This is a genomic window from Vibrio sp. V19_P1S1T109 (assembly GCF_002241375.1).
GTDB classification, from domain to species: domain Bacteria; phylum Pseudomonadota; class Gammaproteobacteria; order Enterobacterales; family Vibrionaceae; genus Vibrio; species Vibrio anguillarum.
In genome coordinates this window covers 1-23,388 of the sequence record NZ_NDIM01000318.1, presented here as the reverse complement: position 1 = coordinate 23,388, position 23,388 = coordinate 1, and the positions used below count along the sequence as shown (strand labels likewise).

The window sequence follows — 23,388 nt, the reverse complement described above, 5'->3', positions numbered from 1 at the left end:
ATTTAAATGTGTTCGATAATGTGGCTTTCCCTTTACGTGAACACACTCAATTAGATGAATCGCTGATTAAGACATTAGTTTTATTAAAATTAGAAGCGGTTGGTCTGCGCGGTGCCGCCTTGCTCATGCCGAGCGAATTATCCGGTGGTATGGCAAGAAGGGCTGCATTAGCGCGCGCGATTGCGCTGGATCCGGAACTGATCATGTATGATGAGCCGTTTGTGGGGCAAGACCCGATCACCATGGGCGTGCTGGTGGAATTGATCCGCAATTTGAATCAAGCTTTGGGGGTGACCTCGATAGTGGTCTCTCATGATGTTCCTGAAGTGATGAGCATTGCCGATTGGGTTTATTTGCTGGCTGACGGCAAAGTGATTGCCAAAGGAACGCCAAACGATCTTTATCAAAATAGCGATCCTCGCGTACAACAATTTTTACAAGGCGAGGCTGATGGCCCAGTACCATTTCGCTTTCCAGCGCAAAGCCTAGAAAAGGATTTATTCTCATGATGTCTACATTGACTGACTGGATTGAAGGGCTCGGTCGCCGTACGCTCGAATTTTGCCAAGCCTTTGGCAAAGCTAGCTTGATGCTGTTTGGCGCATTAGTGAGCCGCCCACGGCCTATTCAGAATTTTCCATTGTTAGTGAAGCAGCTCTACAGTGTTGGTGTTCAGTCGCTGGCGATTATTGTCGTTTCTGGCTTGTTCATTGGCATGGTGTTGAGCCTGCAAGGCTATGTGATTTTGGTCGATTACGGCGCGGAAGGTAGCCTTGGGCAGATGGTTGCGCTCTCTTTATTGCGTGAACTTGGGCCCGTGGTGACTGCGCTGCTGTTTGCTGGGCGTGCTGGTTCTGCACTTACCGCTGAGATCGGCCTGATGAAAGCCACCGAGCAGCTTTCCAGTTTAGAGATGATGGCGGTTGATCCGCTCAAACGTATTATCGCTCCTCGCTTTTGGGCTGGGCTAATATCAATGCCGTTGCTAGCGATGATTTTTATGGCGGTCGGCATTTGGGGAGGTCAGCTTGTTGGAGTGGATTGGAAAGGGATTGATCACGGCAGTTTTTGGTCTGCGATGCAGTCATCGGTAGAGCTAGGACAAGATATTGGCAACAGTATGATCAAGTGCGTGATGTTTGCCATCACAGTGACTTGGATTGCACTGTTTAACGGTTACGATGCTATTCCAACCTCGGAAGGTATTAGCCGTGCCACCACAAGAACCGTAGTGCATTCGTCTTTAGCTGTATTAGGGCTAGACTTTGTACTCACCGCATTGATGTTTGGGAATTAATCATGCAGCAAACACGAAAAATAGAACTTTGGGTCGGTAGCTTTGTCCTTGCTGGAATTTGCGCAATTCTGGTGATGATTTTTCAGGTCGCTGACGTAAAAGGGTTGGGTTCCAACCATACTTACCAATTGAAAGCTGAATTTGACAATATCGGTAGTTTAAAAGTGCGCTCGCCAGTCAAAGTGGGTGGTGTAGTCGTTGGGCGAGTGGCCGAGATTAAACTCGATAGAGAGAGCTTGCTGCCTGTGGTTACTATGGCTATTAACAGTCAATATGATCAATTTCCAGAAACGTCGAGTGTGCAAATTCTAACTTCTGGATTGATTGGTGAGCAGTACATTGGGCTTGTGCCCGGGTTTGTCTTTGAAGATGAACAGATGTTAAAAGAGGGCGACTTAATTGAAGACACAAAATCCGCCCTCGTATTAGAAGATTTGATTGGCCAAGTGCTGTATAGCGTCGGTGGTGGCTCACAAGAAAAAGGTAAGGAGTGACAACAGTGTTTAAACGGACGTTGATTTTTGTATTTACCCTCTTTGCCGCTATGTTTGTGCAAGCGGCCAATGTGGATAAAACCCAGCCCTATACCATGATGAAGCAGGTGTCTGAAACGGCATTTACTCGTTTGAAAGCCGAACAAGAAGCGATTCACCACCATCCTGAATATTTGAAAGAAATCGTGGAACAGGAGCTGATGCCTTACGTCAATGAGCAGTATGCGGCACTGAAGTTATTGGGCCCAAACTTAAAAGGGGCCAAGCGTGAAGATGTCGCAACTTTCATCACCGCATTTCGTGCCTATCTTGTCAGTGCATACGCGCAAGTATTGACTCAATACAGTAACCAAATTATTGAGTTCGAGCCTGAACAGGCGGTGTCGGATGATAAACGCATTACCAGCGTGAAGGTGGATATTATTGATACGCCACGACCTAACATCAAACTTGAGTTTAAATTGCGCAAAGAGAAAAATGGCGAATGGCAAGTCTTTGATATGATTGCAGAAGGAGTGAGTTTGCTCTCCAGTAAGCAATCTGAATGGAGCGGTAAAATTCGCCAAGATGGCATCTTAGCGGTTGCCAATGAACTGCAACAATTGGCGGATCAGCCGATCCGTTTTGAAGGTAAAGCGCAATGATTCATCCGCAGTGGCATCAAACTGATATGCCGATTGCGGCTTTGTCGGGCGCATTAGACAGAGAGCATGTGCCTGATTTATGGGCGTTTATCCAAAAATGGAACCCGGTGAGTACACAGTTTGAGATTGAACTGAAAAACGTTGAGCGCATAGACTCTGCCGGAATGGTGATGTTAATCCACCTAATAGAGCATGCAAAAAAACGAAACTGTCATATAATGCTCAGTTTCGTGCCAGAGCAACTGCGCACACTATTCCAATTGAGCAACATTGATCGTTTAATGGCTCAACATATAAAGAATTAAGCAGGGGAACATTGTGGATAGCGCAAAAGTACAACAGTTATTAGAACAAGCACTAAACCTTGAAGAGATCCACGTCAAAGGTGAAGGTAGCCACTATGAAGTTATCGCTGTTGATGCTTGTTTTGCAGGGATGAGTCGCGTTAAAAAACAACAACTTATTTATGCTCCACTGATGGAGTACATTCAAAGAAACGACATTCATGCCCTTTCTATTAAAGCGTTCACACCAACAGAGTGGGCTCGTGATAAAAAGTTGATGTCGCTGTAAGGTTTATTGATGGAAAAGTTTCGAGTTATTGGGTCAACACAACCTCTTCAAGGTGAAGTGACCATTTCAGGTGCCAAAAACGCTGCACTGCCTATTTTATTTGCGTCTATTTTGGCCTCTGAGCCAGTAGAAGTGGCCAATGTGCCACACCTTCGCGATATTGATACCACAATGGAACTGCTCAAACGTTTAGGCGCTAAAGTCGAACGTAATGGCTCAGTTCATGTCGATCCTAGTCAAATTGATGAATATTGCGCGCCGTATGATTTAGTCAAAACCATGCGTGCTTCTATTTGGGCTCTCGGTCCATTAGTGGCTCGTTTTGGTTATGGCCAAGTTTCGCTACCTGGAGGCTGTGCCATTGGCGCTCGTCCTGTCGATCTGCATATTCACGGTTTAGAGCAGCTTGGTGCCACCATCACCTTAGAAGATGGCTACGTGAAAGCCAGTGTCGAAGGTCGTCTACAAGGTGCACACATCGTCATGGATAAAGTGAGCGTGGGTGCCACCATTACCATTATGTGCGCCGCAACCCTTGCCGAAGGCACAACCGTGCTCGACAACGCTGCGCGTGAGCCTGAAATTGTCGATACCGCACTGTTTTTGAATAAGCTGGGTGCAAAAGTGTCAGGTGCAGGCACCGATACCATTACCATTGAAGGTGTTGAACGTTTGGGTGGTGGTAAACACGCTGTTGTGGCTGATCGCATTGAAACGGGCACGTTTTTAGTCGCGGCGGCTGTTTCTCGCGGAAAAATTGTTTGCCACAACACTCACTCGCATTTGTTAGAGGCCGTGTTAGCAAAACTGGAAGAAGCGGGCGCTGAGATTGAAACAGGTGAGGGCTGGATAAGCCTTGATATGACCGGAAAAGAGCTTAAGGCGGTTTCGATTCGCACTGCGCCTCATCCTGGCTTTCCAACCGATATGCAAGCACAATTTACCCTACTCAATATGATGGCAAAAGGTGGTGGCAAGATCACTGAAACCATCTTTGAAAACCGTTTTATGCACGTTCCTGAACTGATGCGTATGGGAGCAAAAGCGGAGATTGAAGGGAATACAGTGATTTGTGGTGATGTGGAATCGTTGAGTGGCGCGCAGGTGATGGCGACCGATCTACGTGCCTCAGCCAGCCTAGTGATTGCCGGTTGTATCGCAAAAGGTGAAACCATCGTCGATCGCATCTACCATATCGATCGCGGTTACGAAAGAATTGAAGATAAACTGTCGGCTCTTGGCGCTAATATTGAGCGCATTCAAGTCAGCAGTTAAACTCTCGCTCATGCAATGGAGCCGAAATCTCTGGGTTTCGGCTTTTTTATCCTTGCTCATTTTTTATCTTTGTTCCATGGAGAACTGAAATGATTGCTCTTTTGCGTCTATTGGCAGTCGCACTGTTTGCCATTGTGATGTTTGTTTTTGGATGTGGTTACTGCTTACTTAGTCCACGTAATCCAAAACATGTATTTACGTTTGGGCGTTTATTCGCCCGTATGTCAAAATTGATGGGTATTAAATTAGAACTGCGTATCCCAGAAGATGCTTATCAACGCGGCCAGCACATCTACATTGCGAATCATCAAAATAACTGGGATCTGTGTACTGTTGCTGCGGCGGTAACGCCGAAAGTCGTGACAGTAGGGAAAAAAAGTTTAGTTTGGACACCTGTGTTTGGTCAGTTGTATTGGTTAGCAGGGAATATTTTAATTGATAGATCCAATCGAAACAAAGCCAAAGGCACCATTGATCAAGTTGTCGATAGCATAAAAACCAGTGATGTGTCTGTGTGGATGTTTCCAGAAGGTACTCGCTCGCGTGGCCGTGGCATGCTGCCCTTTAAAATGGGTGCATTTCATGCGGCAATTGGCGCAGGTGTACCGATTATCCCCATCGTTTGTAGCTCAACTAATGATATTAAGCTGAACCGTTGGGACAATGGTCATGTAATTGTTGAGATGCTGCCACCGATCAGTATTGAAGGATATGGAAAAGAAAATTTACGGGAATTAGCGACATTATGCCGTGAGCAGATGATGGCCAAATTAGCGCAGCTGGATGAAGAAGTCGCGATGCTTGATGGTAAGCAGGTCACATCACGCAGCCAGTAACCGCTTTACTAAATGGTGGGAAAAAGAAGTATGAAGGTGGTGCCTTGTCCCACTTCAGATTCGACCTGCATTTTCCCACCATGCTTTTCAACAATACTGTATGAAATCGATAAACCCAAACCCGTCCCTACACCGACAGGTTTGGTGGTGAAGAAAGGATCAAACACCTTGTTGATGATGTCTTGATTCATGCCATGCCCATTATCCGCCACAGTGACCCTCACCCAGCGTTTCCCTTTTTCGACCACAGAATCTGTGCTAATCGTTAACTTTCCTTGTGCTTCGCAAGCGTGAGAGGCGTTAATAAATAGGTTCATAAACACTTGTTGTAGCTCTGCTGATATCCCATTGATTTTCGGCAAAGCCTCATCCAATCGCTGCTCGACCTCCATCGTATATTTAAATTGGTTCCAGACCATGTGTAGTGTTGATTCAATACACGAATTTAATTCACACTCGACAAATCGGCCATCACTGGAGTGAGAAACGCTTTGTAGGCTAGTGACAATATCTTTTACGCGGAGCAATCCACCCGAAGTCTCTTGAAGCATGTCAGTTAAATCACTTTCGACAAAACCAATATCATGGCGTTGATAATAATCTTGATAATTGCGGTAGAAATCCGTGTTAGCAATTTCGGCTTTGTGCTGTGCTACCAAAGCGACAATTCCTATATAGGCGTGAGAGTAATCACGCAGCGTATTTAAATTACTCAGACAAAAACCGATTGGGTTATTGATCTCGTGAGCAACGCCAGCCGCCAGCAGACCGACGGAGGCCATTTTTTCTGATTGTACAAGCTGTGCTTGCGCGCTATGAAGTTGATCTAGAGTCTCTTGCAGCTCTAAAATTTTATCGTAGAGCTCGCGGCTTTTTTCTTGCAGTAACCGCTCTGCCAGCAAACGAGCCTGACGCTCACGCTCATAAATGCGTTGGTATTGCTCTATTTCACTCATGTTTACCCTTAAAGGTGACAACAATTTCACAAAATGAAGCACCATGATGCATGCATTGGGGCTGCTCGATTTCGACTTCTTCACCAAATTGTTCTGAAGCGCCGATGATGAGTCCTTCTGCCGCAGCGCACAATTTTCTTTTCGAGGTGTAATACATGGTTAATCGATCGCCCTCGCTTTTACATTGAAATTGCGGCAAATAGGCATCGGGGTAGAGCCGCTTCACTTCTTTATGGATCACTTGATCGACCGAAATCAAAAACTCTAATAAGTTGTTTTTATTTGGATAATTTTCAGGAAGGCTGTTGTACAGGCGAGAAAATAGGTATTGCCCATAAAGCCGGACTAAATCATCAGTGGGGATGTTTTTCTGCTCGCTCAAATAAGCCACCATTGCAAGCAGTTCGTCATCGGAGTATTGCTCTCCAGCGGTGTAGATGCCTTGAGAGCTAGGTTTTAAATCCTCGAGCATTTGATCCCAAAACAGTGCGCCAAATTTTTCGATGACTAAATCAGAAAGAACGGTATAGATAATCCCTTGCATCTCACTACCTCGAACGGTTCAAAAGTACGATAAGTGTTGGTGACTAACCCTAAAGTAGCAAGTATGAGGTGTAAAAATTGATTTTTTTTGGATTAAACAAAAACCTCGAACGGGGTTCGAGGTTTGAAAAAGCACATTCACGTCAGAGTGGCATGCTGGTGGTGCTTACACTGTGCTGATTATGAGCAATGCTTACTTACGTACCGCAATCGCTTCAATTTCAATACCCACATCTTTAGGTAAGCGAGCGACTTCTACGCATGAACGCGCAGGGTAGTTTGCCACGTTATGCTCATCAAAAAATTTACCGTAGACTTCATTCACCGTACCAAAATCATTCAGATCTTTAACAAATACAGTCATTTTTACGATGTCAGAAACCGTTAAGCCAGAAGACTCCACCACGGCTTTTACGTTGTCGAGAGATTGACGAGCCTGCACTGCGATATCTGCTGACACTTCGCCGGTGACTGGGTTGACTGGAATTTGCCCTGAAGTTAGCACCATATTGCCAAGATCGACACCTTGTACATAAGGGCCAATTGCGGCAGGAGCGGATTCGGTATGAAGTACTTTAGTCATGATTGTGTTCCATCTGTTTTTATGTGAAGGGTAGGCGTCAGTTTGCCTTTAAAGAAACGGCAGGTAAAGTGCAAAATGCCCCACTAAAGTGAGGCATCGATAGACTTAAACGGGGTTAATTATGACTCGCGTTCGGTCACAATCTCACGTGAGTAAACTTTCTCACAATACTTACATTTCAAACGAATATCGTTTTTCTTTTCGAAAACCTTAAAGCTGCTTTCGACCGGTTCATTGTGGGAAATACAGTTGCTGTTTGGGCAGGCAAAAACATCATTGATCTGCTCAGGCAGTGTCAACGCTAGCTTTTTCACCACTTGGTAGTTTTCGATTTGGTTGACAGTCGCATGCGGTGCATAAAGTGCTAATTTATTGGCTTGGGCTTCATTAATGAACACATTTTCAATCTTCAGCAGATCTTTTGCGCCCAGCGCGGAAGAGGGTAAATTTAAGCCAATCGTGACACGTTGATGAGAATTGTGCATATCGAATAACTTTAATACTTTAATACCGATTTGTGCAGGAATGTGGTCGATAACCGTGCCGTTTTTAATGGCTTCAACCTGCAATTGAGTCTCTTTAGTCATGGTTGGGGCTCCTTTATTACAGGGTTTCGTTTAACACAAGCGCCAGCAAAGCTTCACGGGCGTAGACCCCGTTTTCTGCTTGTTGGAAGAAGTAAGCGTGCTTCGTTTTGTCCACATCAACGGTGATTTCATCCACGCGCGGAAGCGGATGTAGCACTTTTAAGTTATCGCGCGCACCTTCAAGCATGGCGGCTGTCAAAATGTACGCCGATTTAATGTGCGCGTACTCTGATTCATCAAAGCGCTCTTTTTGGACGCGCGTCATATACAGAATATCTAACTGTGGAATAACGCTTTCCATATCGGTGTGCAGGCTGTACTCAATGCCTACATCATCTAACTCTTCGCAAATATAGTCAGGCATAGCCAGCGCATCCGGCGCAACAAAGAAAAAGCGAATGTGGTTAAATTTAGCCAAAGCTTGGGTTAAAGAATGGACGGTTCGGCCATATTTCAAGTCGCCAACAAAGGCGATATTAATGTTATCTAAACGGTCTTGTGTTTCGGCAATGGTGAACAAATCAAGCAGTGTTTGGGTTGGGTGCTGGTTAGCGCCGTCGCCAGCGTTAATCACAGGAACGCCGTTTGAAAATTCAGAGGCTAAACGCGCTGCGCCTTCTTGGGGGTGGCGCATCACAAACGCATCCACATAAGAGGAGATCACTTGTACTGAATCGGCCAGTGTTTCGCCTTTTTTCGCCAGTGACGTATTGCCACCATTATCAAAGCCAATCACGCTGCCGCCGATGCGTTGAATAGCGGTTTCAAAAGACAAACGAGTACGAGTCGACGGCTCAAAAAAGCAGCTTGCTACCACTTTGTGCTTAATCAGCTCTGGTTTTGGTTCCGCTTTGAGTTGGCCTGCGGTTTTCACAATCAATTCCAGCTCGTCACGAGAGAGCTCCGGAATCGAAATAATGTGCTTTTGATAAAGCGAATTCACCATGGTCGTCTTCCCTATAATTTTCTAGTAGCCATAAAAAAGCCCCCCAATAGGGAGGCTTTAAAAATCAAGAGAGGGGAAAAATAACGCGCCCAGTAAGTCAGCACGCTGACCTACATTGAATCGAATTGCGTTGTAGATGTGAATAACAACGTCCGTTTTCATGGCTACCCCTCAGACAAATTACTGGGAATTATACGCTTTCGTTGTGTGAGCGCAAGCGATTACCTAACAATCCTCTTCATCATTGGCACTGTCGCGGCGTTAGCTGCTTTCACTCACCCAAATCACTTACTCATGTAAGCTCATCGGGCTTCGATCCATTGTTGCCTTGTTTTTTAAGCGCCGAGAGTCGCGACCATCACAGCTTTGATGGTGTGCATGCGGTTTTCAGCTTCATCAAACACAATCGAATATTCAGACTCAAACACCTCTTCGGTGACTTCCAACCCTTTCATGCCATATTTTTCCGCCACCTCTTTGCCTACGGTGGTTTCGTCGTTATGAAACGCAGGCAAGCAGTGCATAAATTTTACCTGTGGATTACCAGTTTGCTTGATCACATTCATATTGATTTGGTAAGGCGTCATTAAGGCCACGCGTTCATCCCATGCATCGGCTGATTCGCCCATGGAAACCCAAACGTCGGTATAGAGAAAATCGCATCCTTGCACGCCTTCTTGTACATTTTCAGTGAGCGTGATTTTGGCTCCCGTCTGCTCGGCAATTTTTTGGCAAGTGGTGACGAGTGATGCTTCTGGCCAAAACTGTTTGGGTGCGACGAGGCGAATATCCATGCCCATTTTTGCTGCGCCCACCATCAGTGAATTGCCCATGTTATTGCGTGCATCGCCTAGATAAGCCAGTGACACTTGGTGCAACTGTTTACCACGGCCATGCTCAATCATGGTTAAAAAGTCAGCTAAAATCTGTGTTGGGTGGAACTCGTTGGTGAGCCCGTTCCATACAGGAACGCCAGCATGTGCGCCAAGCTCTTCGACAATTTCTTGTCCAAAACCGCGATATTGGATGCCATCGTACATTCTTCCGAGTACGCGCGCGGTGTCTTTCATCGACTCTTTATGACCAATTTGTGACCCTGATGGCCCGATGTAAGAGACTTGAGCGCCTTGATCAAACGCGGCCACTTCAAATGCACATCGCGTCCGTGTTGAGGCTTTCTCAAAAATCAGCGCAATATTTTTACCCGCTAATCTTTTCTGTTCTGATCCGGCGTATTTCGCTTTTTTGAGATCAGCAGAGAGATCGAGCAGAAATTGGATCTCTTTCGGCGTGAAATCGAGCAGTTTGAGAAAGTTGCGGTTGCGTAAATTGAAAGCCATATCCCAGTCCTAAACGGTGAATGATGAATGGCCTTAGTAAAACATATAAATGCTAAATTTGTGAATAATTATTTTAAAATAAAGGCGAGATATTAATAATATCTCGCCTAATGTGACTATAAATTCTCTTCAGCGAATTCGGCCAAGCGGCTGCGAACGACGCCGTTTAAGTGAATGTTGGCGCTGCCTTCGAAGTTTTTAAAGCGCTCAACCATGTAGGTCAAACCCGAGGTCACCGGGGTTAAGTAGTGGGAATCAATCTGCGCTAAGTTACCAGAACAGACAATTTTAGTGCCCTCACCACAGCGCGTGATGATAGTTTTGATTTGAGAAGCGGTTAAATTTTGACACTCATCGAGTAGCACAAAGGCATTTTGGATTGAGCGCCCACGCATAAAGTTGATCGATTTAAACTGGATATTGGCTTTATCGCAGATGTATTTGAGTGAACCTTCGGTGCAGTGATCATTTTTGTGCAAGGCTTCCAATGTATCCGTAACCGCCGCCAGCCACGGCATCATTTTCTCTTCCTCTGTTCCGGGTAAGAAGCCGATCGATTCTCCGATATCTGGCGTGTTACGGGTGACGATAATCTTATCGAACATCTTCTTCTCAATGGTTTGCTCAAGAGCGGCGGCCATCGCGAGCAGCGTTTTCCCGCTACCAGCGGCTCCGGTTAAAATCACCAAATCAATGCTTGGATCAAGCAAGGCATCAAGTGCCATCGCTTGGTAGATATTTTTCGGGGTGATGTCCCACGCTTTGCGGTGCATCATTCTCTCGCGGCCAATATCAAGCAGCGTAATTTTTTCTGCGTTGATTTCATGCACGCGCGCCGCAAAATCGCTCTCTTCATCAATGACATATTGATTAATAAAGGTCGGATCAAACGGCGCTTTATCTAACGTATGGAAGGCTTTTCCGCCGACGGTTCTACTCTCAACTTCATCGACGTTGTTCCAAAAATTTCCTTCACGAACTTGGAAGCCTTTGGTCAGGTACTGCACATCATCAATCAATTGGTCAGTGCGGTAATCCTCAACATAGCGCACACCTGCACCTTTAGCGCGCAATCGCATGTTGATGTCTTTGGTGATGAGAACTACAGCGCGTGGCGCTCGTTTCGCTTGCAGGTAAAGTACAGCGTTGAGGATACGGTTGTCGCCGGCTTTGTCAGCAAAGGCTTTGACGGTTTCTTGCAACTCAAAGTCGGCAAGGATCGAGATAGTTCCCGTCTTGCTGGCCTCTTTAGAAAATGGAATACCTTCGGTAATTTCGTCTGGGGTGGCATCGTGGAATAAGTGCTCTAAAGCACGAATCGCGACCCGCGCATCTCGTGCAACATCGCGTTTGCTGTCTTTGATCCGGTCAAGTTCTTCAAGAACGGTCATCGGAATGACCACGTCATGCTCTTGGAAGGAGTAAATGGCTAAAGGTTCATGAAGCAGGATGTTGGTATCAAGTACAAACAGTTTCCGATCGGTATCGCCCATAAGCGTCTCCTTGCTGCTGTGCAGCGTGCTTAACAAAAGGTGCTAGCAAGTAGAGGTTATCGATCAATGGATGCCGGTAGTGACTCGATTGCTCGATGACTTACTGCAAGCCTGTGTTGATACTCATTGTCTGTTTGGTCTGCATGCTTCGTGCCAGAGTCATCCTTTTGACTGGCAAAGCAAGCATCGTTACAACAAGTATAGCAACCTTGTTTACTACAAATGCCACCGATTTCTTACAGTTTGATGTCAACCAAAAGTTGAAGAAAAAAATCTTGGTTATCCTTCGCTTTACACGTGACCTGTATCACGCCATCAAGTAAGATTAGCGACCTTTTTCTGCACCACACTCCAACAACAATCATAATTAGGAGTTGCCTTCACGTGGTAGCAGATCGATACAATCCATTCCAAATAAATAAGGTAGTCGATTCATGAGTTTTGCTTTGGGGCAACGCTGGATAAGCGATACAGAAAGTGATCTTGGTTTAGGTACTGTAGTAGCGCTTGATGCGCGTACTGTGACCTTGATGTTTGCTGCATCAGAAGAAAACCGCGTTTATGCACGCAGTGACGCCCCGGTAACACGAGTGACGTTCAATAGCGGCGATGTGGTTGAAAGCCAAGAAGGCTGGTCGCTACGCGTTGAGCAAGTTGTTGAAGAACAAGGACTACTCACTTATCTCGGTACGCGCGAAGACAACGATGAAAGCGGCGTGGCACTACGTGAAATTTTCTTAAGCCACCAAATCCGTTTCAACAAACCGCAAGATAAATTGTTCGCAGGTCAAATTGATCGCATGGATAATTTTGTGTTGCGTTATCGCGCCCTGACTAACCAATATCAACAACACAAAAGCCCAATGCGTGGTTTATGTGGCATGCGCGCGGGCCTGATTCCTCATCAGCTTTATATCGCACATGAGGTTGGCCGTCGCCATGCGCCCCGCGTGTTATTAGCCGATGAAGTGGGGTTAGGTAAAACCATTGAAGCGGGGATGATCATTCATCAACAAGTGCTTTCTGGTCGCGCGGAACGTATTTTGATTGTGGTGCCGGAAACCTTGCAGCACCAATGGTTGGTGGAGATGATGCGTCGCTTTAATCTTCATTTCTCCATTTTTGATGAGGAGCGCTGTGTTGAAGCGTTCGCTGAAGCACACAACCCTTTTGATACTCAGCAATATGTGCTTTGTTCGCTCGATTTTCTGCGTAAAAGTCGTCAACGTTTTGAACAAGCACTTGAGGCGGAGTGGGATCTATTGGTGGTGGATGAAGCGCACCATCTAGAATGGAGCCAAGATAAACCAAGCCGCGAATATCAAGTGGTCGAAGGGCTAGCGCAAAACACCCCAGCGGTATTGCTGCTAACGGCAACGCCGGAGCAATTGGGCCGTGAAAGCCACTTTGCGCGTTTGCGTTTGCTCGATCCCGATCGTTTTTACGATTACGAGGCGTTCGTTGAAGAAGAAGAGCAATATGCGCCTGTAGCCGATTCCGTCAGTGCCCTGTTTTCGGGTGAGAAGTTGCAAAACGAAGCCAAAAACCAAATCACTGAGCTACTTTCAGAGCAAGACGTTGAGCCGCTGTTTCGCATTATTGAAAGCGATGCCGATGAAGAGAGCAAAGCCTCTGCTCGCCAAGAGCTGATTGATAATCTGATGGATCGCCATGGCACAGGCCGCGTGCTGTTTAGAAACACCCGCGCTGCGATTAAAGGGTTTCCTGTGCGTAATGTGCACTTGATGCCGATGGAAATCCCTGCGCAATATACCACCTCGATGCGTGTGGCTGGCATGATCGGCGGTAAGCTCAGTGCTCAGGCTCGCGCGATGAAAATGCTCTATCCCGAAGAGATTTTCCAAGAGTTTGAAGGCGATGATGCAAGCTGGTGGCAGTTCGATTCTCGCGTGAATTGGCTGCTTGAAAAAGTGAAAGAAAAACGCAGCGAAAAGATTTTAGTGATCGCTTCTCGCGCTAGCACCGCGTTACAACTGGAGCAAGCACTGCGTGAGCGTGAAGGCATTCGCGCCACCGTTTTTCATGAAGGTATGTCGATTTTAGAACGTGATAAAGCCGCCGCTTATTTCGCACAAGAAGAGGGTGGCGCGCAAGTGCTTATCTGTAGTGAAATCGGCTCTGAAGGGCGTAACTTCCAATTTGCTAACCAGTTGGTGATGTTTGATCTGCCGTTTAACCCAGATCTTTTAGAGCAACGCATTGGCCGTTTGGATCGTATTGGTCAACACCGTGATATCGATATCCATGTGCCGTACCTTAAAGGCACATCGCAAGCGATTTTGGCGCGTTGGTTTGATGAAGGCTTGAATGCATTTGCTGAAACCTGCCCAACAGGCCGCGCTGTGTATGATAAATATGCCGATGATCTGATTGACATGCTGGCTTCGGGAAATATCGATACGTTGGATGAGATCATTGAACAGTCGGCAACGCTCAACAAAACGTTGAAGGCTCAGCTTGAACAAGGGCGTGACCGATTGCTTGAAATGCATTCAAACGGTGGCGAAAAAGCATTGAAAATCGTCGAAAGTATAGCATCAACGGATGGCGATACTAACTTGGTTACTTTCGCTTTGAGCTTATTTGATGCGATCGGTTTAAACCAAGATGATCGGGGTGAAAACGCGCTGGTGGTCACACCATCAGAGCACATGATGGTGCCAAGCTACCCCGGTTTGCCGTATGAAGGAGCGACCATCACTTTTGATCGTGATACGGCATTATCGCGTGAAGATATGAATTTCATCAGTTGGGAACACCCGATGATTCAAGGCGGGATCGACCTGCTGATGAGCGAAGGCGTGGGAACATCGGCGGTTTCTCTGCTGAAAAATAAAGCTTTGCCTGTTGGGACTTTGCTGCTTGAGTTGATCTATGTGGTGGATGCACAAGCGCCAAAACGCAGTGGTATCAGCCGCTTCCTTCCTCAAACACCAATCCGTTTGATGATGGATGCGCGTGGTAATGATCTCTCTGCTCAAGTTGAGTTTGAAAGCTTCAATCGCCAATTAAGCCCAGTGAATCGTCATTTGGCCAGCAAGCTCGTTACGTCGGTACAAAATGATGTGCATAGCTTAATTGCTGCCAGTGAAAGCCAAGTTGTGAGCCGTGTTGAAGCGATTCGTGAACAAGCGCAGAAAGAGATGCAGTCGAGCTTAAACGGTGAACTGGAGCGCTTATTGGCGCTTAAAGCAGTCAACCCGAACATTCGTGATGAAGAGATCAGCGCGATTGAAGAGCAGATCAACGAGTTAAGCGGTTACATCGGTAAAGCGCAATTCCAACTGGATTCGTTGCGTTTAATCGTTGTGACGCATAACTGATCCCTTTACTTGGCCCTTGTGGCGGACATTAAAAACAACAAAGGCCTTTTTCATAAGGCCTTTGTTTTATCTGCTGTTACATAAGCCACTTCCACCAAATAAACAGCGCTAAAAAGCCAAACAGATAAACAAGCCCTACGATAGACAGCGCTTTGAGTTTTTTTCCTACTGCGAGTTCAGCCGGTAAAGGTGTTTTAGTCACCAGAATATAGTTGAGCAGCGCAAAAATTGGCGTGGTCATAAATGCCATGATCATCGCAAAATTCAGCATTGGCATCAGTGCTGAAGCCCAAAAGGCAATGATGGCTAGCGCTAAAGCCGATACCACGAGGACCCAAGCTTGGTAGCAACGTGGGCTTTGGCTCTCTTTGTTTTGCAAAAGACGTTGTGATTCTGCAATCACCCGTGAATAGCCATCAATGACGGTGATGGTGCTGCCAAAAATACAGAAAAAGGCGATCACTGCAATTAAATAACGTGACCACTCACCTATAGTTGAAGCGTACAATCCGACCAATTGATGCGAAAAGCCGACGCCAGATTTCGAGAGCTCAACGCCTGTTCCGTGTAGTACTAAGGCACCAAGCGCCAAAAATACAATCGCCAAGATTGCAGTACCGATATAGCCCACATTGAAATCAAATAGTGCGGATTGTGGCGTCACTTGCTGCTCTTGGCATTGACGCTTGAGCCACACCGAAGTGATGCTCGAAATCTCAATGGGTGCGGGCATCCAGCCCATTGTCACCACCAAAAAACCGATCGCGGCGAGTGTCCAAGGTGAAGGCGAAATGGTTTCTACCACTATCTGCGCTGGGGTTGCGACGGCAATCACCACGGCGAGTAAGGTGGCGATTGTCAGTACTGCCATAATCATTTTAGAAAGTGAGTCGAGCGCGCGAAAGTGGCCTGCAAAAAGGATCAGCAAACAAGTGGTCAGCACAATCACTGAAAGAACAATATTGCCTAGCTCAAAAGGGACAAAATAGGCCAGTAAGCTGGCGCTAAACAGCAGTAACGCGGCGGTGTTTATAATGGCCGATACCACGCTTAAGAGGGCAAAAACCCATAAGTAAGCGCGCCCGAGATGAGCATAGCCTTGTACTAAACTTTTGCCTGTCCCCATGGTGTATTGAATGCCAGCCTTAAAAAAGGGGTATTTTAATAAGTTGACTAGCAAAATGAGGCCTGCGAGTTGCCAGCCATAAATTGCACCTGCTTGAGTTGATGCGACGAGATGAGAGCCGCCGACGGCTGCTGCTGCCATCATAATGCCCGGCCCGAGTGAACGAAGCAGTTGTGGCAGGGTTAAACGTTTGGCCGATTGATAAGGGACGCTGTGTTCCATTCTTGTTCCTTAGACTTGATGTTGTGTTATTTATAATTTTTGCTTTTGAAGCTGACTTTAATGTCAAGCTCATCAATCAATATCACACCCAGTTAATCTGTCAATTTTAAGTTACATTTCAAGTGATATTTCTAAGCAAGGCTAACTTACTGACGATTTCGTGATTTAACGAAACTAAGATGACTCTTCTCTATTGGCTTGGCGGAGAGGTTGTTATAATGCGCCGATTTTTTTAGGAGAAACCTTCGATGGCTATGCTTGAATACACGCCGCCCACAGATCCTTGGATTGATATTGTCTATGAAGATGATCAGATTCTCGCGGTGAATAAACCTTCAGGTCTGCTGTCGGTTCCAGGACGCTTGCCTGAGCATCACGACAGTATGTGGAGTCGTTTGGCTGAGCAATATCCAGAGATCCAAGTTGTGCATCGTTTGGATATGTCGACTTCTGGCTTGATGGTGCTGGCAAAAAATAAATACGCGGAAGGGGCATTGAAAAAGCAGTTTCAATACCGTTTAACGCATAAAATTTATTACGCTCGCGTGTGGGGCGTAATGGAACTTGACGAGGGGGCGGTTGAATTACCCCTGATTTGCGATTGGCCAAATCGGCCTAAACAGAAAGTCTGCTTTGAAGATGGGAAACCATCAAAAACTTTATATCAAGTAGCGAAAAGAGAAGAAAAAACGACAATTGTACGTCTTTTTCCTGTGACTGGCCGTTCGCATCAATTACGTGTGCACATGCAAGCTTTGGGGTATCCGATTGTGGGTGATGAGTTTTATGCCCCGCAAGAAGCGCAAGATTTTTCCGATCGCTTAGCGCTGCATGCCGCAGAGCTCAGTTTTTATCACCCAAAGAGTCATTGGCTGCGCAATATTTTTGTCGGCTGTGATTTTTATCCCGAAGCACAAGAGCAAATTTTGCAACACTTTGATCCTGAGCGAAAATTACCAGATTACAAAACGTTGCCCCGACCTTAGTGTGACGTGGGTGGCGACAAGGAGCTGATATGTCACTACCCACGGTTGTATTTCTCGATAGGGCCACAATCCCTGCTTATATTCGATTGCCAAGCTTACCTTTTGCTCATCATTGGCTTGAGTTTGACTTTACTTCTGCCGAACAAGCGCTCGATCGCCTATCTCAAGCCGATATCGTAATCACCAATAAAGTGGTGCTGGATAGAGCGTTACTCTCACAATGTCCGAAATTGCGCTTGATTGCTGTGTCGGCCACAGGCGTCAATAATGTCGATGTCGATTACTGTCGTGAAGCAGGCATCGCACTGGTGAATGTTCAAGGCTATGCCACCCGTTCTGTTCCGGAACATGTAGTTGGGATGATTTATGCCTTAAGGCGTAGCTTGTTTGCTTATCATCAAGATATTGCCAATGGCGAGTGGCAGCGCAATCAACAATTTTGCTTTTTTACTCATCCGATAGGGGATGTTGCAGGTTCAACGCTTGGTATTGTGGGGAGTGGCGCGCTCGGACAGGCAACTGCAACGTTAGCACGAGCGATAGGCATGCAGGTGATATTTTCTGAACGAAAGGGGGCCAAGTTATGCCGACAAGGTTTTATGTCCTTTGAACAAATGTTAGCGGAGGCGGATGTTGTGAGTTTACATTGCCCATTGAGCGAGCAAACCCGAAACCTGATAGGTGAGAACGAATTAAAGATAATGAAGCCTAATGCATTGTTGATTAACGCAGGCCGTGGTGGTTTGGTTGATGAGCAAGCACTTGTGACAGCATTGAAATCTGGGCAAATTGCTGGCGCTGGAGTGGATGTATTCAGTCGAGAACCAGCGGACAAAACAAATCCCTTACTAGCCAATATGGATTTGCCAAATTTGTTGCTCACACCACACGTGGCATGGGGTAGTGACTCAGCTATTTCACAATTGGCAACGATTTTGATGGATAACATTGCCGCGTTTGAGCGTGGAGAGCACAAAAATCGCGTCTGCTGATGGCGTGAATAAATAAAAAAGGTCGGTATTTTCACACCGACCTTTTTAATGGTAACGCAATCGCGATTATAGCGCGGCTATGGTCGCTTTCTGTTCTTCCAGTTTAACCAAGGTATCTTGATAGCCATTCAGCTTTTGACGCTCGATAGCGACAACGGCTTCGGGTGCTTTAGCGACGAACCCTTGGTTATTGAGTTTGCCTTCAATGCGTTTGATTTCGCCTTGAGTTTTAGCAATCTCTTTTGCTAAGCGCTCTAGCTCCGCATCTTTATCAATCAAACCAGCCATTGGGATCATCAGCTCAGATTGACCAACCAGCGCCGTTGCACAAGCAGGAGTCTCTTCACCCTCTTCAAGAACGCGTAGTGCCTCCAGTTTAGCTAGTGACAACAGTACCGCTTTGTTCGCTTCTAAACGTGCCACTTCTTGCTTGTTGGCGGCTTTTAGCATCACGTTAAGAGGTTTACCTGGGTTGATATCGTACTCGGCACGTAGGTTGCGAATGCTAGTAATAAAGGCTTTCACCCATTCGATATCATCCAGCGCTGCTTGGTTAAAGTTCGCTTCATCGTACTGAGGCAGCGCTTGCAGCATGATGGTGTCACCTTCAACGCCGTCCACTAATGGCTTAATGCTTTGCCAAATGGTTTCAGTGATATACGGGATCACTGGGTGCGCGAGGCGTAATGTTTTCTCTAATACCGTAATTAATGTACGGCGCGTTGCACGTTGCTGCGCTTCACAGCCTTTCCACAATACGGGTTTAGTCAGCTCTAAGTACCAGTCGCAGAATTGGTTCCAGATGAATTCGTAAAGGGTATTTGCCGCCATATCTAAACGGAAGTTGTTGATATGGTTGTTGAACTCTTTAGCCGTCAATTCAAATTGAGACTCGATCCATTTATCGGCTAACGAATACTCAAGCTCGCTACCTGCGTTAAAGCCACAATCGAGATCTTCGGTATTCATCAACACGTAACGGCTCGCGTTCCAGAGTTTGTTACAGAAGTTGCGGTAACCTTCTAGGCGTTTCATGTCCCAGTTGATATCACGACCGGTTGAAGCCATCGCTGCTAGCGTGAAACGCAGTGCGTCGGTTCCATAAGGTTCGATACCATTTTCAAAGGTTTTACGTGTATTTTTCTCGATCTTGGCTGCAAGCTGTGGCTGCATCATGTTGCCACAACGTTTTTCAACCAGAGACTCAAGATCAATACCATCGATCATGTCGATAGGATCAAGCACGTTGCCTTTAGATTTTGACATTTTGTCGCCGTTTTCATCACGGATAAGGCCTGTGACATAAACAGTTTTAAATGGCACTTGTGGTTTACCATTCTCATCTTTACAGAAGTGCATGGTCATCATGATCATGCGTGCAACCCAGAAGAAGATGATGTCGAAACCAGTAACAAGAACGTCAGACGGGTGGAATGTTTTTAGTGCCTCAGTATTTTCTGGCCAGCCTTGTGTACCAAAAGTCCAAAGAGCGGATGAGAACCAAGTATCCAATACATCATCATCTTGGCGCAGTACCACCACTGGGGCTAGGTTGTTTTGTTCGCGCACTTCTTCTTCGCTACGGCCGACATAAACGTTGCCGTCGTTGTCATACCAAGCAGGAATACGATGACCCCACCAAAGTTGGCGTGAGATACACCAATCTTGCACGTCACGCATCCATGAGAAGTACATGTTTTCGTACTGCTTAGGCACAAATTGAATCTCGCCATCTTCAACGGCTTTGGTTGCGACTTCCGCTAGTGGCGCTGTGCGTACATACCATTGGTCGGTCAGCATCGGTTCGATAACCACACCACCACGGTCACCGTAAGGAATGGTGAGGTCGTGATCTTTGATTTCTTCAAGCAGGCCGAGAGCTTCAAATTCAGCTACGATGGCTTTACGTGCCGCAAAGCGCTCCATGCCTTGGTATTTAGCAGGTAGATCGCTGCTGTAAGCGTCACTTGGTTCACCATTGGTGTTGAACACTTCGGCGGCGTCACGAATGTTGGCATCAAAGGTGAAAATGTTGATCATCGGCAGTTGGTGGCGCTTACCGACTTCATAGTCATTGAAGTCGTGAGCAGGGGTGATCTTCACACAGCCTGTGCCTTTTTCCATGTCGGCGTGCTCATCGCCCACGATAGAAATGCGACGATTGACGATTGGCAGCATGATCTCTTTGCCGATCAGAGCTTGGTAGCGTGGATCTTCAGGGTTAACCGCTACGCCTGTGTCACCCAACATGGTTTCAGGACGAGTGGTCGCAACAACAATGTAGTCTTTACCGTCTGCTGTTTTTACGCCGTCAGCCAGTGGGTAACGGAAGTGCCACATGTGACCTTTGACGTCTTTGTTTTCTACTTCTAGATCAGAAATTGCAGTGTGCAGTTTTGGATCCCAGTTCACAAGACGTTTACCACGGTAGAGTAAATCTTCTTGGTAAAGGCGAACAAACACTTCTTGAACGGCATTGGATAGGCCCGCATCCATAGTGAATCGTTCACGATCCCAGTCTACCGATGCGCCAAGGCGGCGAAGCTGTTTAGTGATGGTTCCACCTGATTCGCCTTTCCACTCCCAAATTTTGTCGATAAACGCTTCGCGACCGTAGTCATGCTTGGTTTTGCCTTCTTCAGCAGCAATTTTACGTTCAACCACCATTTGGGTAGCAATACCGGCGTGGTCTGTACCCACTTGCCATAAGGTATTTTTGCCTTTCATGCGTTCGCAGCGGATCAAAGTATCCATAATGGTGTCTTGGAATGCGTGACCCATATGAAGGCTACCAGTGACGTTCGGCGGTGGGATCATGATGCTGTATGCTTCTTTTGATGTATCACCGTGAGGCTTAAAGTAGCCGTTCTCTTCCCAAGTCTGATACAGAGCTTGTTCGATTGCTGTTGGGTTATATGTCTTTTCCATAGTGCTCTTAAATGGATACTGTGAATGGTTAATCTTAGTCAAACTTCATAAGTGAAGGATCTTGTTAAAGATCGCCTTAACTATAAGGTTTGACCTATGGATGTTGGATCTCGATTGTTTGCAATTGGTAGCCAGCTTGACGGTAGATTTTATACCTTTCGCGTGCTCGTTGCTTTGCTTTTTCTTCGCAGGGGACGAAGTCTACCACCTCAGCAAAGGCGTTCGCAAAGGTTGTATGATTATCCGCCACATTTATTACCAGTTGACGATTCCAATTGGGTTTGACGTTGGGGTAGCCAATCTCAATATGAGTTGAGTATTTCGGGCCTTCACCCACCAGATTGTGCGCGACAAACTGTTCTGCAGGCACTTGCCATAAATGTTCAGCAAACTGTTCAGCGTGAGTTTTATCATCACAATGCAGATAAATTTTTGCCCCTTGTTTGGCGAAGTGATGAGCCAGAAATAGGACATATTGCTCAAAGCCTGCCAGCGTTGCTTGAGGGCTTTCTTCGTTCACAATGTAAAAGGTGGCTCGCTGCATGTTGTCACCTACTATCTAATCGCTCATCAACAAAAAAGGGCCTTGCGGCCCTTTTCACATTTTGAGGTTATTCCTCAGACTCTTGGCCGCTGCGGTTCAATAAGAACTGGACGAGCAATGAGACGGGACGACCTGTTGATCCTTTTGCTGCTCCTGACTTCCATGCCGTGCCAGCAATATCCAAATGCGCCCAGTTATATTTCTTAGCAAATTTAGATAAGAAGCAGCCAGCGGTAATCGTACCACCAGGGCGACCACCGATGTTTGCCATATCAGCAAATGGACTCTTTAGCTGCTCATGGTACTCGTCGGCCATTGGTAGACGCCATGCGCGATCGCTTGCTTGTTCTGAAGCATTAACCAATTCATGCGCCAATGGGTTGTGGTTTGAAACCACGCCACTGATGTGGTGACCTAATGCAATCACACAAGCGCCAGTTAGTGTCGCCACATCTACCACGCAATCGGGTTCAAAACGCTCAACGTAAGTGAGTGCATCACATAGAACTAAGCGACCTTCGGCATCGGTATTGAGTACTTCAACCGTTTGGCCAGACATAGTCGTGAGAATGTCACCAGGGCGATAGGCATTGCTGCCTGGCATGTTTTCACAGCCGGCTAAGATACCCACGACATTTAATGGCAATTTCAATTTAGCCAATGCTTTCATTGCGCCAAAGACTGACGCTGCACCGCACATGTCATACTTCATTTCATCCATGCCTTCGCCTGGTTTTAATGAAATACCGCCGGAATCAAACGTTAGGCCTTTACCCACCAACACAATTGGTTTTGCATCTGGATCTGGGTTGCCTTTGTACTCAATGACCGACATCATCGACTCATTTTTTGAGCCACGACCGACGGCGAGATAAGAGGTCATGCCCAACTTTTCCATCTCTTCTTCACCAATGATTTTGGTGGTGACGCTCTCGTAGTCGTCCGCTAAGCGGCGCGCTTGAGATGCAAGATAAGCTGGGTTGGCAATGTTGGGTGGCATATTGCCGAGATCTTTCGACGCTTTCACACCGGATGCAATCGCAAGGCCGTGTGTAATCGCGCGCTCACCTAAGTTAAGCTCACGGCGAGTCGGTACGTTAAAGACAAGTTTGCGCAGTGGGCGGCGAGTTTCAGGTTTCACGCTCTTGAATTGATCAAAGGTGTACAGACCATCTTTCGTTGCTTCAACCGCTTGGCGTACTTTCCAATAAGTATCGCGGCCTTTAACGTGTAGTTCAGTCAGAAAACATACGGCTTCCATTGAACCCGTTTCGTTCAGTGTGCTGATGGTTTTTTGAATGATTTCTTTGTACTGACGTTCGCCTAATTCGCGCTCTTTACCACAACCTACCAGTAAAACGCGTTCAGACAGAACACCAGGGACTTGATGCAGCAGTAGCATCTGGCCGGGTTTACCCTCGAGATCACCACGGCGAAGTAGTGAACTAATATAGCCGTCGCTGATTTTATCAAGCTGCTCTGCTACTGGAGAAAGGCGGCGTGGTTCGAACACTCCAACAACGATACATGCGCTACGTTGTTTCTCTGGACTGCCACTTTTTACACTGAACTCCATGCGTACTCCTACATCCTGAAGACAAATAGAACTAAATGTTAGATAATGCGCTCTTAGTGGTTGAATCCGAGTTTGGATCTACTTTTAATTGAACGCCTAACAG

General features: G+C 46.5%; 22 protein-coding genes. 11 read left to right on the top strand and 11 right to left on the bottom strand.

All coding sequences use genetic code 11. The features are described from left to right. From B9J87_RS15365 to B9J87_RS15330, 8 genes are all read left to right on the top strand, one after another. Positions 1-509 (top strand): ATP-binding cassette domain-containing protein (locus tag B9J87_RS15365; RefSeq protein WP_141201584.1); only part of this gene is annotated, 509 nt, incomplete at its 5' end. Beyond that, positions 506-1,297 carry a lipid asymmetry maintenance ABC transporter permease subunit MlaE gene (gene mlaE / locus B9J87_RS15360; protein ID WP_013855979.1) on the top strand — a complete coding sequence of 264 codons (792 nt, stop codon included), beginning with the start codon at positions 506-508 and terminating at the stop codon, positions 1,295-1,297. The genes B9J87_RS15365 and mlaE, both read left to right, overlap by 4 nt. A 2-nt stretch (positions 1,298-1,299) precedes the next feature. Further along, entirely contained in the window at positions 1,300-1,791 is a 492-nt protein-coding gene (gene mlaD, locus B9J87_RS15355; protein WP_010318826.1) for an outer membrane lipid asymmetry maintenance protein MlaD, read from the top strand. Between the two features lie 5 nt (positions 1,792-1,796). Next, positions 1,797-2,435: a phospholipid-binding protein MlaC gene (mlaC, locus tag B9J87_RS15350; RefSeq protein ID WP_026029129.1), complete on the top strand. Its 639-nt coding sequence runs from the start codon at positions 1,797-1,799 to the stop codon at positions 2,433-2,435. After that, the gene (locus B9J87_RS15345; RefSeq protein WP_010318828.1) at positions 2,432-2,740 is read left to right on the top strand and encodes an STAS domain-containing protein; all 309 of its coding nucleotides are present in this window, start codon (positions 2,432-2,434) and stop codon (positions 2,738-2,740) included. Before mlaC ends, B9J87_RS15345 begins: the two co-directional genes overlap by 4 nt. A gap of 13 nt (positions 2,741-2,753) precedes the next feature. Next, positions 2,754-3,008, top strand: a complete 255-nt coding sequence (gene ibaG / locus B9J87_RS15340) for a BolA family iron metabolism protein IbaG (protein ID WP_013855981.1) — start codon at positions 2,754-2,756, stop codon at positions 3,006-3,008. Positions 3,009-3,017: 9 nt separating this feature from the next. Next, entirely contained in the window at positions 3,018-4,283 is a 1,266-nt protein-coding gene (gene murA, locus B9J87_RS15335) for a UDP-N-acetylglucosamine 1-carboxyvinyltransferase (protein ID WP_026029130.1), read from the top strand. 89 nt (positions 4,284-4,372) lie between these two features. Further along, the gene (locus B9J87_RS15330; RefSeq protein WP_088729160.1) at positions 4,373-5,119 is read left to right on the top strand and encodes a 1-acylglycerol-3-phosphate O-acyltransferase; all 747 of its coding nucleotides are present in this window, start codon (positions 4,373-4,375) and stop codon (positions 5,117-5,119) included. An 8-nt stretch (positions 5,120-5,127) separates the two neighbouring features. Here B9J87_RS15330 and B9J87_RS15325 read toward each other — a convergent pair whose 3' ends face one another. From B9J87_RS15325 to B9J87_RS15295, 7 genes are all read right to left on the bottom strand, one after another. Next, the gene (locus tag B9J87_RS15325; protein WP_017047037.1) at positions 5,128-6,075 is read right to left on the bottom strand and encodes a sensor histidine kinase; all 948 of its coding nucleotides are present in this window, start codon (positions 6,073-6,075) and stop codon (positions 5,128-5,130) included. Beyond that, on the bottom strand, positions 6,068-6,619 hold the full coding sequence (locus B9J87_RS15320; RefSeq protein WP_013855985.1) for a heme NO-binding domain-containing protein: 552 nt from the start codon (positions 6,617-6,619) through the stop codon (positions 6,068-6,070). The genes B9J87_RS15325 and B9J87_RS15320 overlap by 8 nt, the downstream gene beginning before the upstream one ends. A gap of 192 nt (positions 6,620-6,811) precedes the next feature. Next, positions 6,812-7,201: a RidA family protein gene (locus tag B9J87_RS15315; RefSeq protein ID WP_013855986.1), complete on the bottom strand. Its 390-nt coding sequence runs from the start codon at positions 7,199-7,201 to the stop codon at positions 6,812-6,814. 119 nt (positions 7,202-7,320) lie between these two features. Then, complete coding sequence (gene pyrI, locus B9J87_RS15310) at positions 7,321-7,788, bottom strand: aspartate carbamoyltransferase regulatory subunit (RefSeq protein WP_010318833.1); 468 nt, start codon at positions 7,786-7,788, stop codon at positions 7,321-7,323. A gap of 16 nt (positions 7,789-7,804) precedes the next feature. Continuing rightward, on the bottom strand, positions 7,805-8,734 hold the full coding sequence (gene pyrB, locus B9J87_RS15305; protein WP_081245156.1) for an aspartate carbamoyltransferase: 930 nt from the start codon (positions 8,732-8,734) through the stop codon (positions 7,805-7,807). 335 nt (positions 8,735-9,069) lie between these two features. Next, positions 9,070-10,074 carry an ornithine carbamoyltransferase gene (gene argF, locus B9J87_RS15300; protein WP_094124232.1) on the bottom strand — a complete coding sequence of 335 codons (1,005 nt, stop codon included), beginning with the start codon at positions 10,072-10,074 and terminating at the stop codon, positions 9,070-9,072. Between the two features lie 116 nt (positions 10,075-10,190). Continuing rightward, complete coding sequence (locus tag B9J87_RS15295) at positions 10,191-11,567, bottom strand: PhoH family protein (RefSeq protein ID WP_041769059.1); 1,377 nt, start codon at positions 11,565-11,567, stop codon at positions 10,191-10,193. Positions 11,568-12,001: 434 nt separating this feature from the next. On the opposite strand from B9J87_RS15295, the gene rapA reads away from it, so the two are divergent. After that, positions 12,002-14,911 carry an RNA polymerase-associated protein RapA gene (gene rapA / locus B9J87_RS15285; RefSeq protein ID WP_013855992.1) on the top strand — a complete coding sequence of 970 codons (2,910 nt, stop codon included), beginning with the start codon at positions 12,002-12,004 and terminating at the stop codon, positions 14,909-14,911. A gap of 76 nt (positions 14,912-14,987) precedes the next feature. Here rapA and B9J87_RS15280 read toward each other — a convergent pair whose 3' ends face one another. Beyond that, entirely contained in the window at positions 14,988-16,259 is a 1,272-nt protein-coding gene (locus B9J87_RS15280; protein ID WP_017047041.1) for an NRAMP family divalent metal transporter, read from the bottom strand. 248 nt (positions 16,260-16,507) lie between these two features. On the opposite strand from B9J87_RS15280, the gene B9J87_RS15275 reads away from it, so the two are divergent. Both B9J87_RS15275 and B9J87_RS15270 read left to right on the top strand, forming a co-directional pair. Further along, positions 16,508-17,245: an RluA family pseudouridine synthase gene (locus B9J87_RS15275; RefSeq protein ID WP_010318839.1), complete on the top strand. Its 738-nt coding sequence runs from the start codon at positions 16,508-16,510 to the stop codon at positions 17,243-17,245. Between the two features lie 29 nt (positions 17,246-17,274). Further along, positions 17,275-18,237 (top strand): D-2-hydroxyacid dehydrogenase, encoded by a 963-nt coding sequence (locus B9J87_RS15270; protein WP_094151581.1) that lies wholly within the window; start codon positions 17,275-17,277, stop codon positions 18,235-18,237. A gap of 66 nt (positions 18,238-18,303) precedes the next feature. Here the strand turns inward: B9J87_RS15270 and B9J87_RS15265 are convergent, their stop codons facing one another. The 3 genes from B9J87_RS15265 to pepA all read right to left on the bottom strand — a co-directional run bounded on the left by B9J87_RS15265 (position 18,304) and on the right by pepA (position 23,285). Beyond that, positions 18,304-21,165: a valine--tRNA ligase gene (locus tag B9J87_RS15265; protein ID WP_094151579.1), complete on the bottom strand. Its 2,862-nt coding sequence runs from the start codon at positions 21,163-21,165 to the stop codon at positions 18,304-18,306. A gap of 94 nt (positions 21,166-21,259) precedes the next feature. Next, entirely contained in the window at positions 21,260-21,709 is a 450-nt protein-coding gene (locus tag B9J87_RS15260) for a DNA polymerase III subunit chi (RefSeq protein WP_017043380.1), read from the bottom strand. Between the two features lie 67 nt (positions 21,710-21,776). Further along, entirely contained in the window at positions 21,777-23,285 is a 1,509-nt protein-coding gene (pepA, locus tag B9J87_RS15255; protein ID WP_010318842.1) for a leucyl aminopeptidase, read from the bottom strand. Between the last annotated feature and the right edge of the window lie 103 nt (positions 23,286-23,388).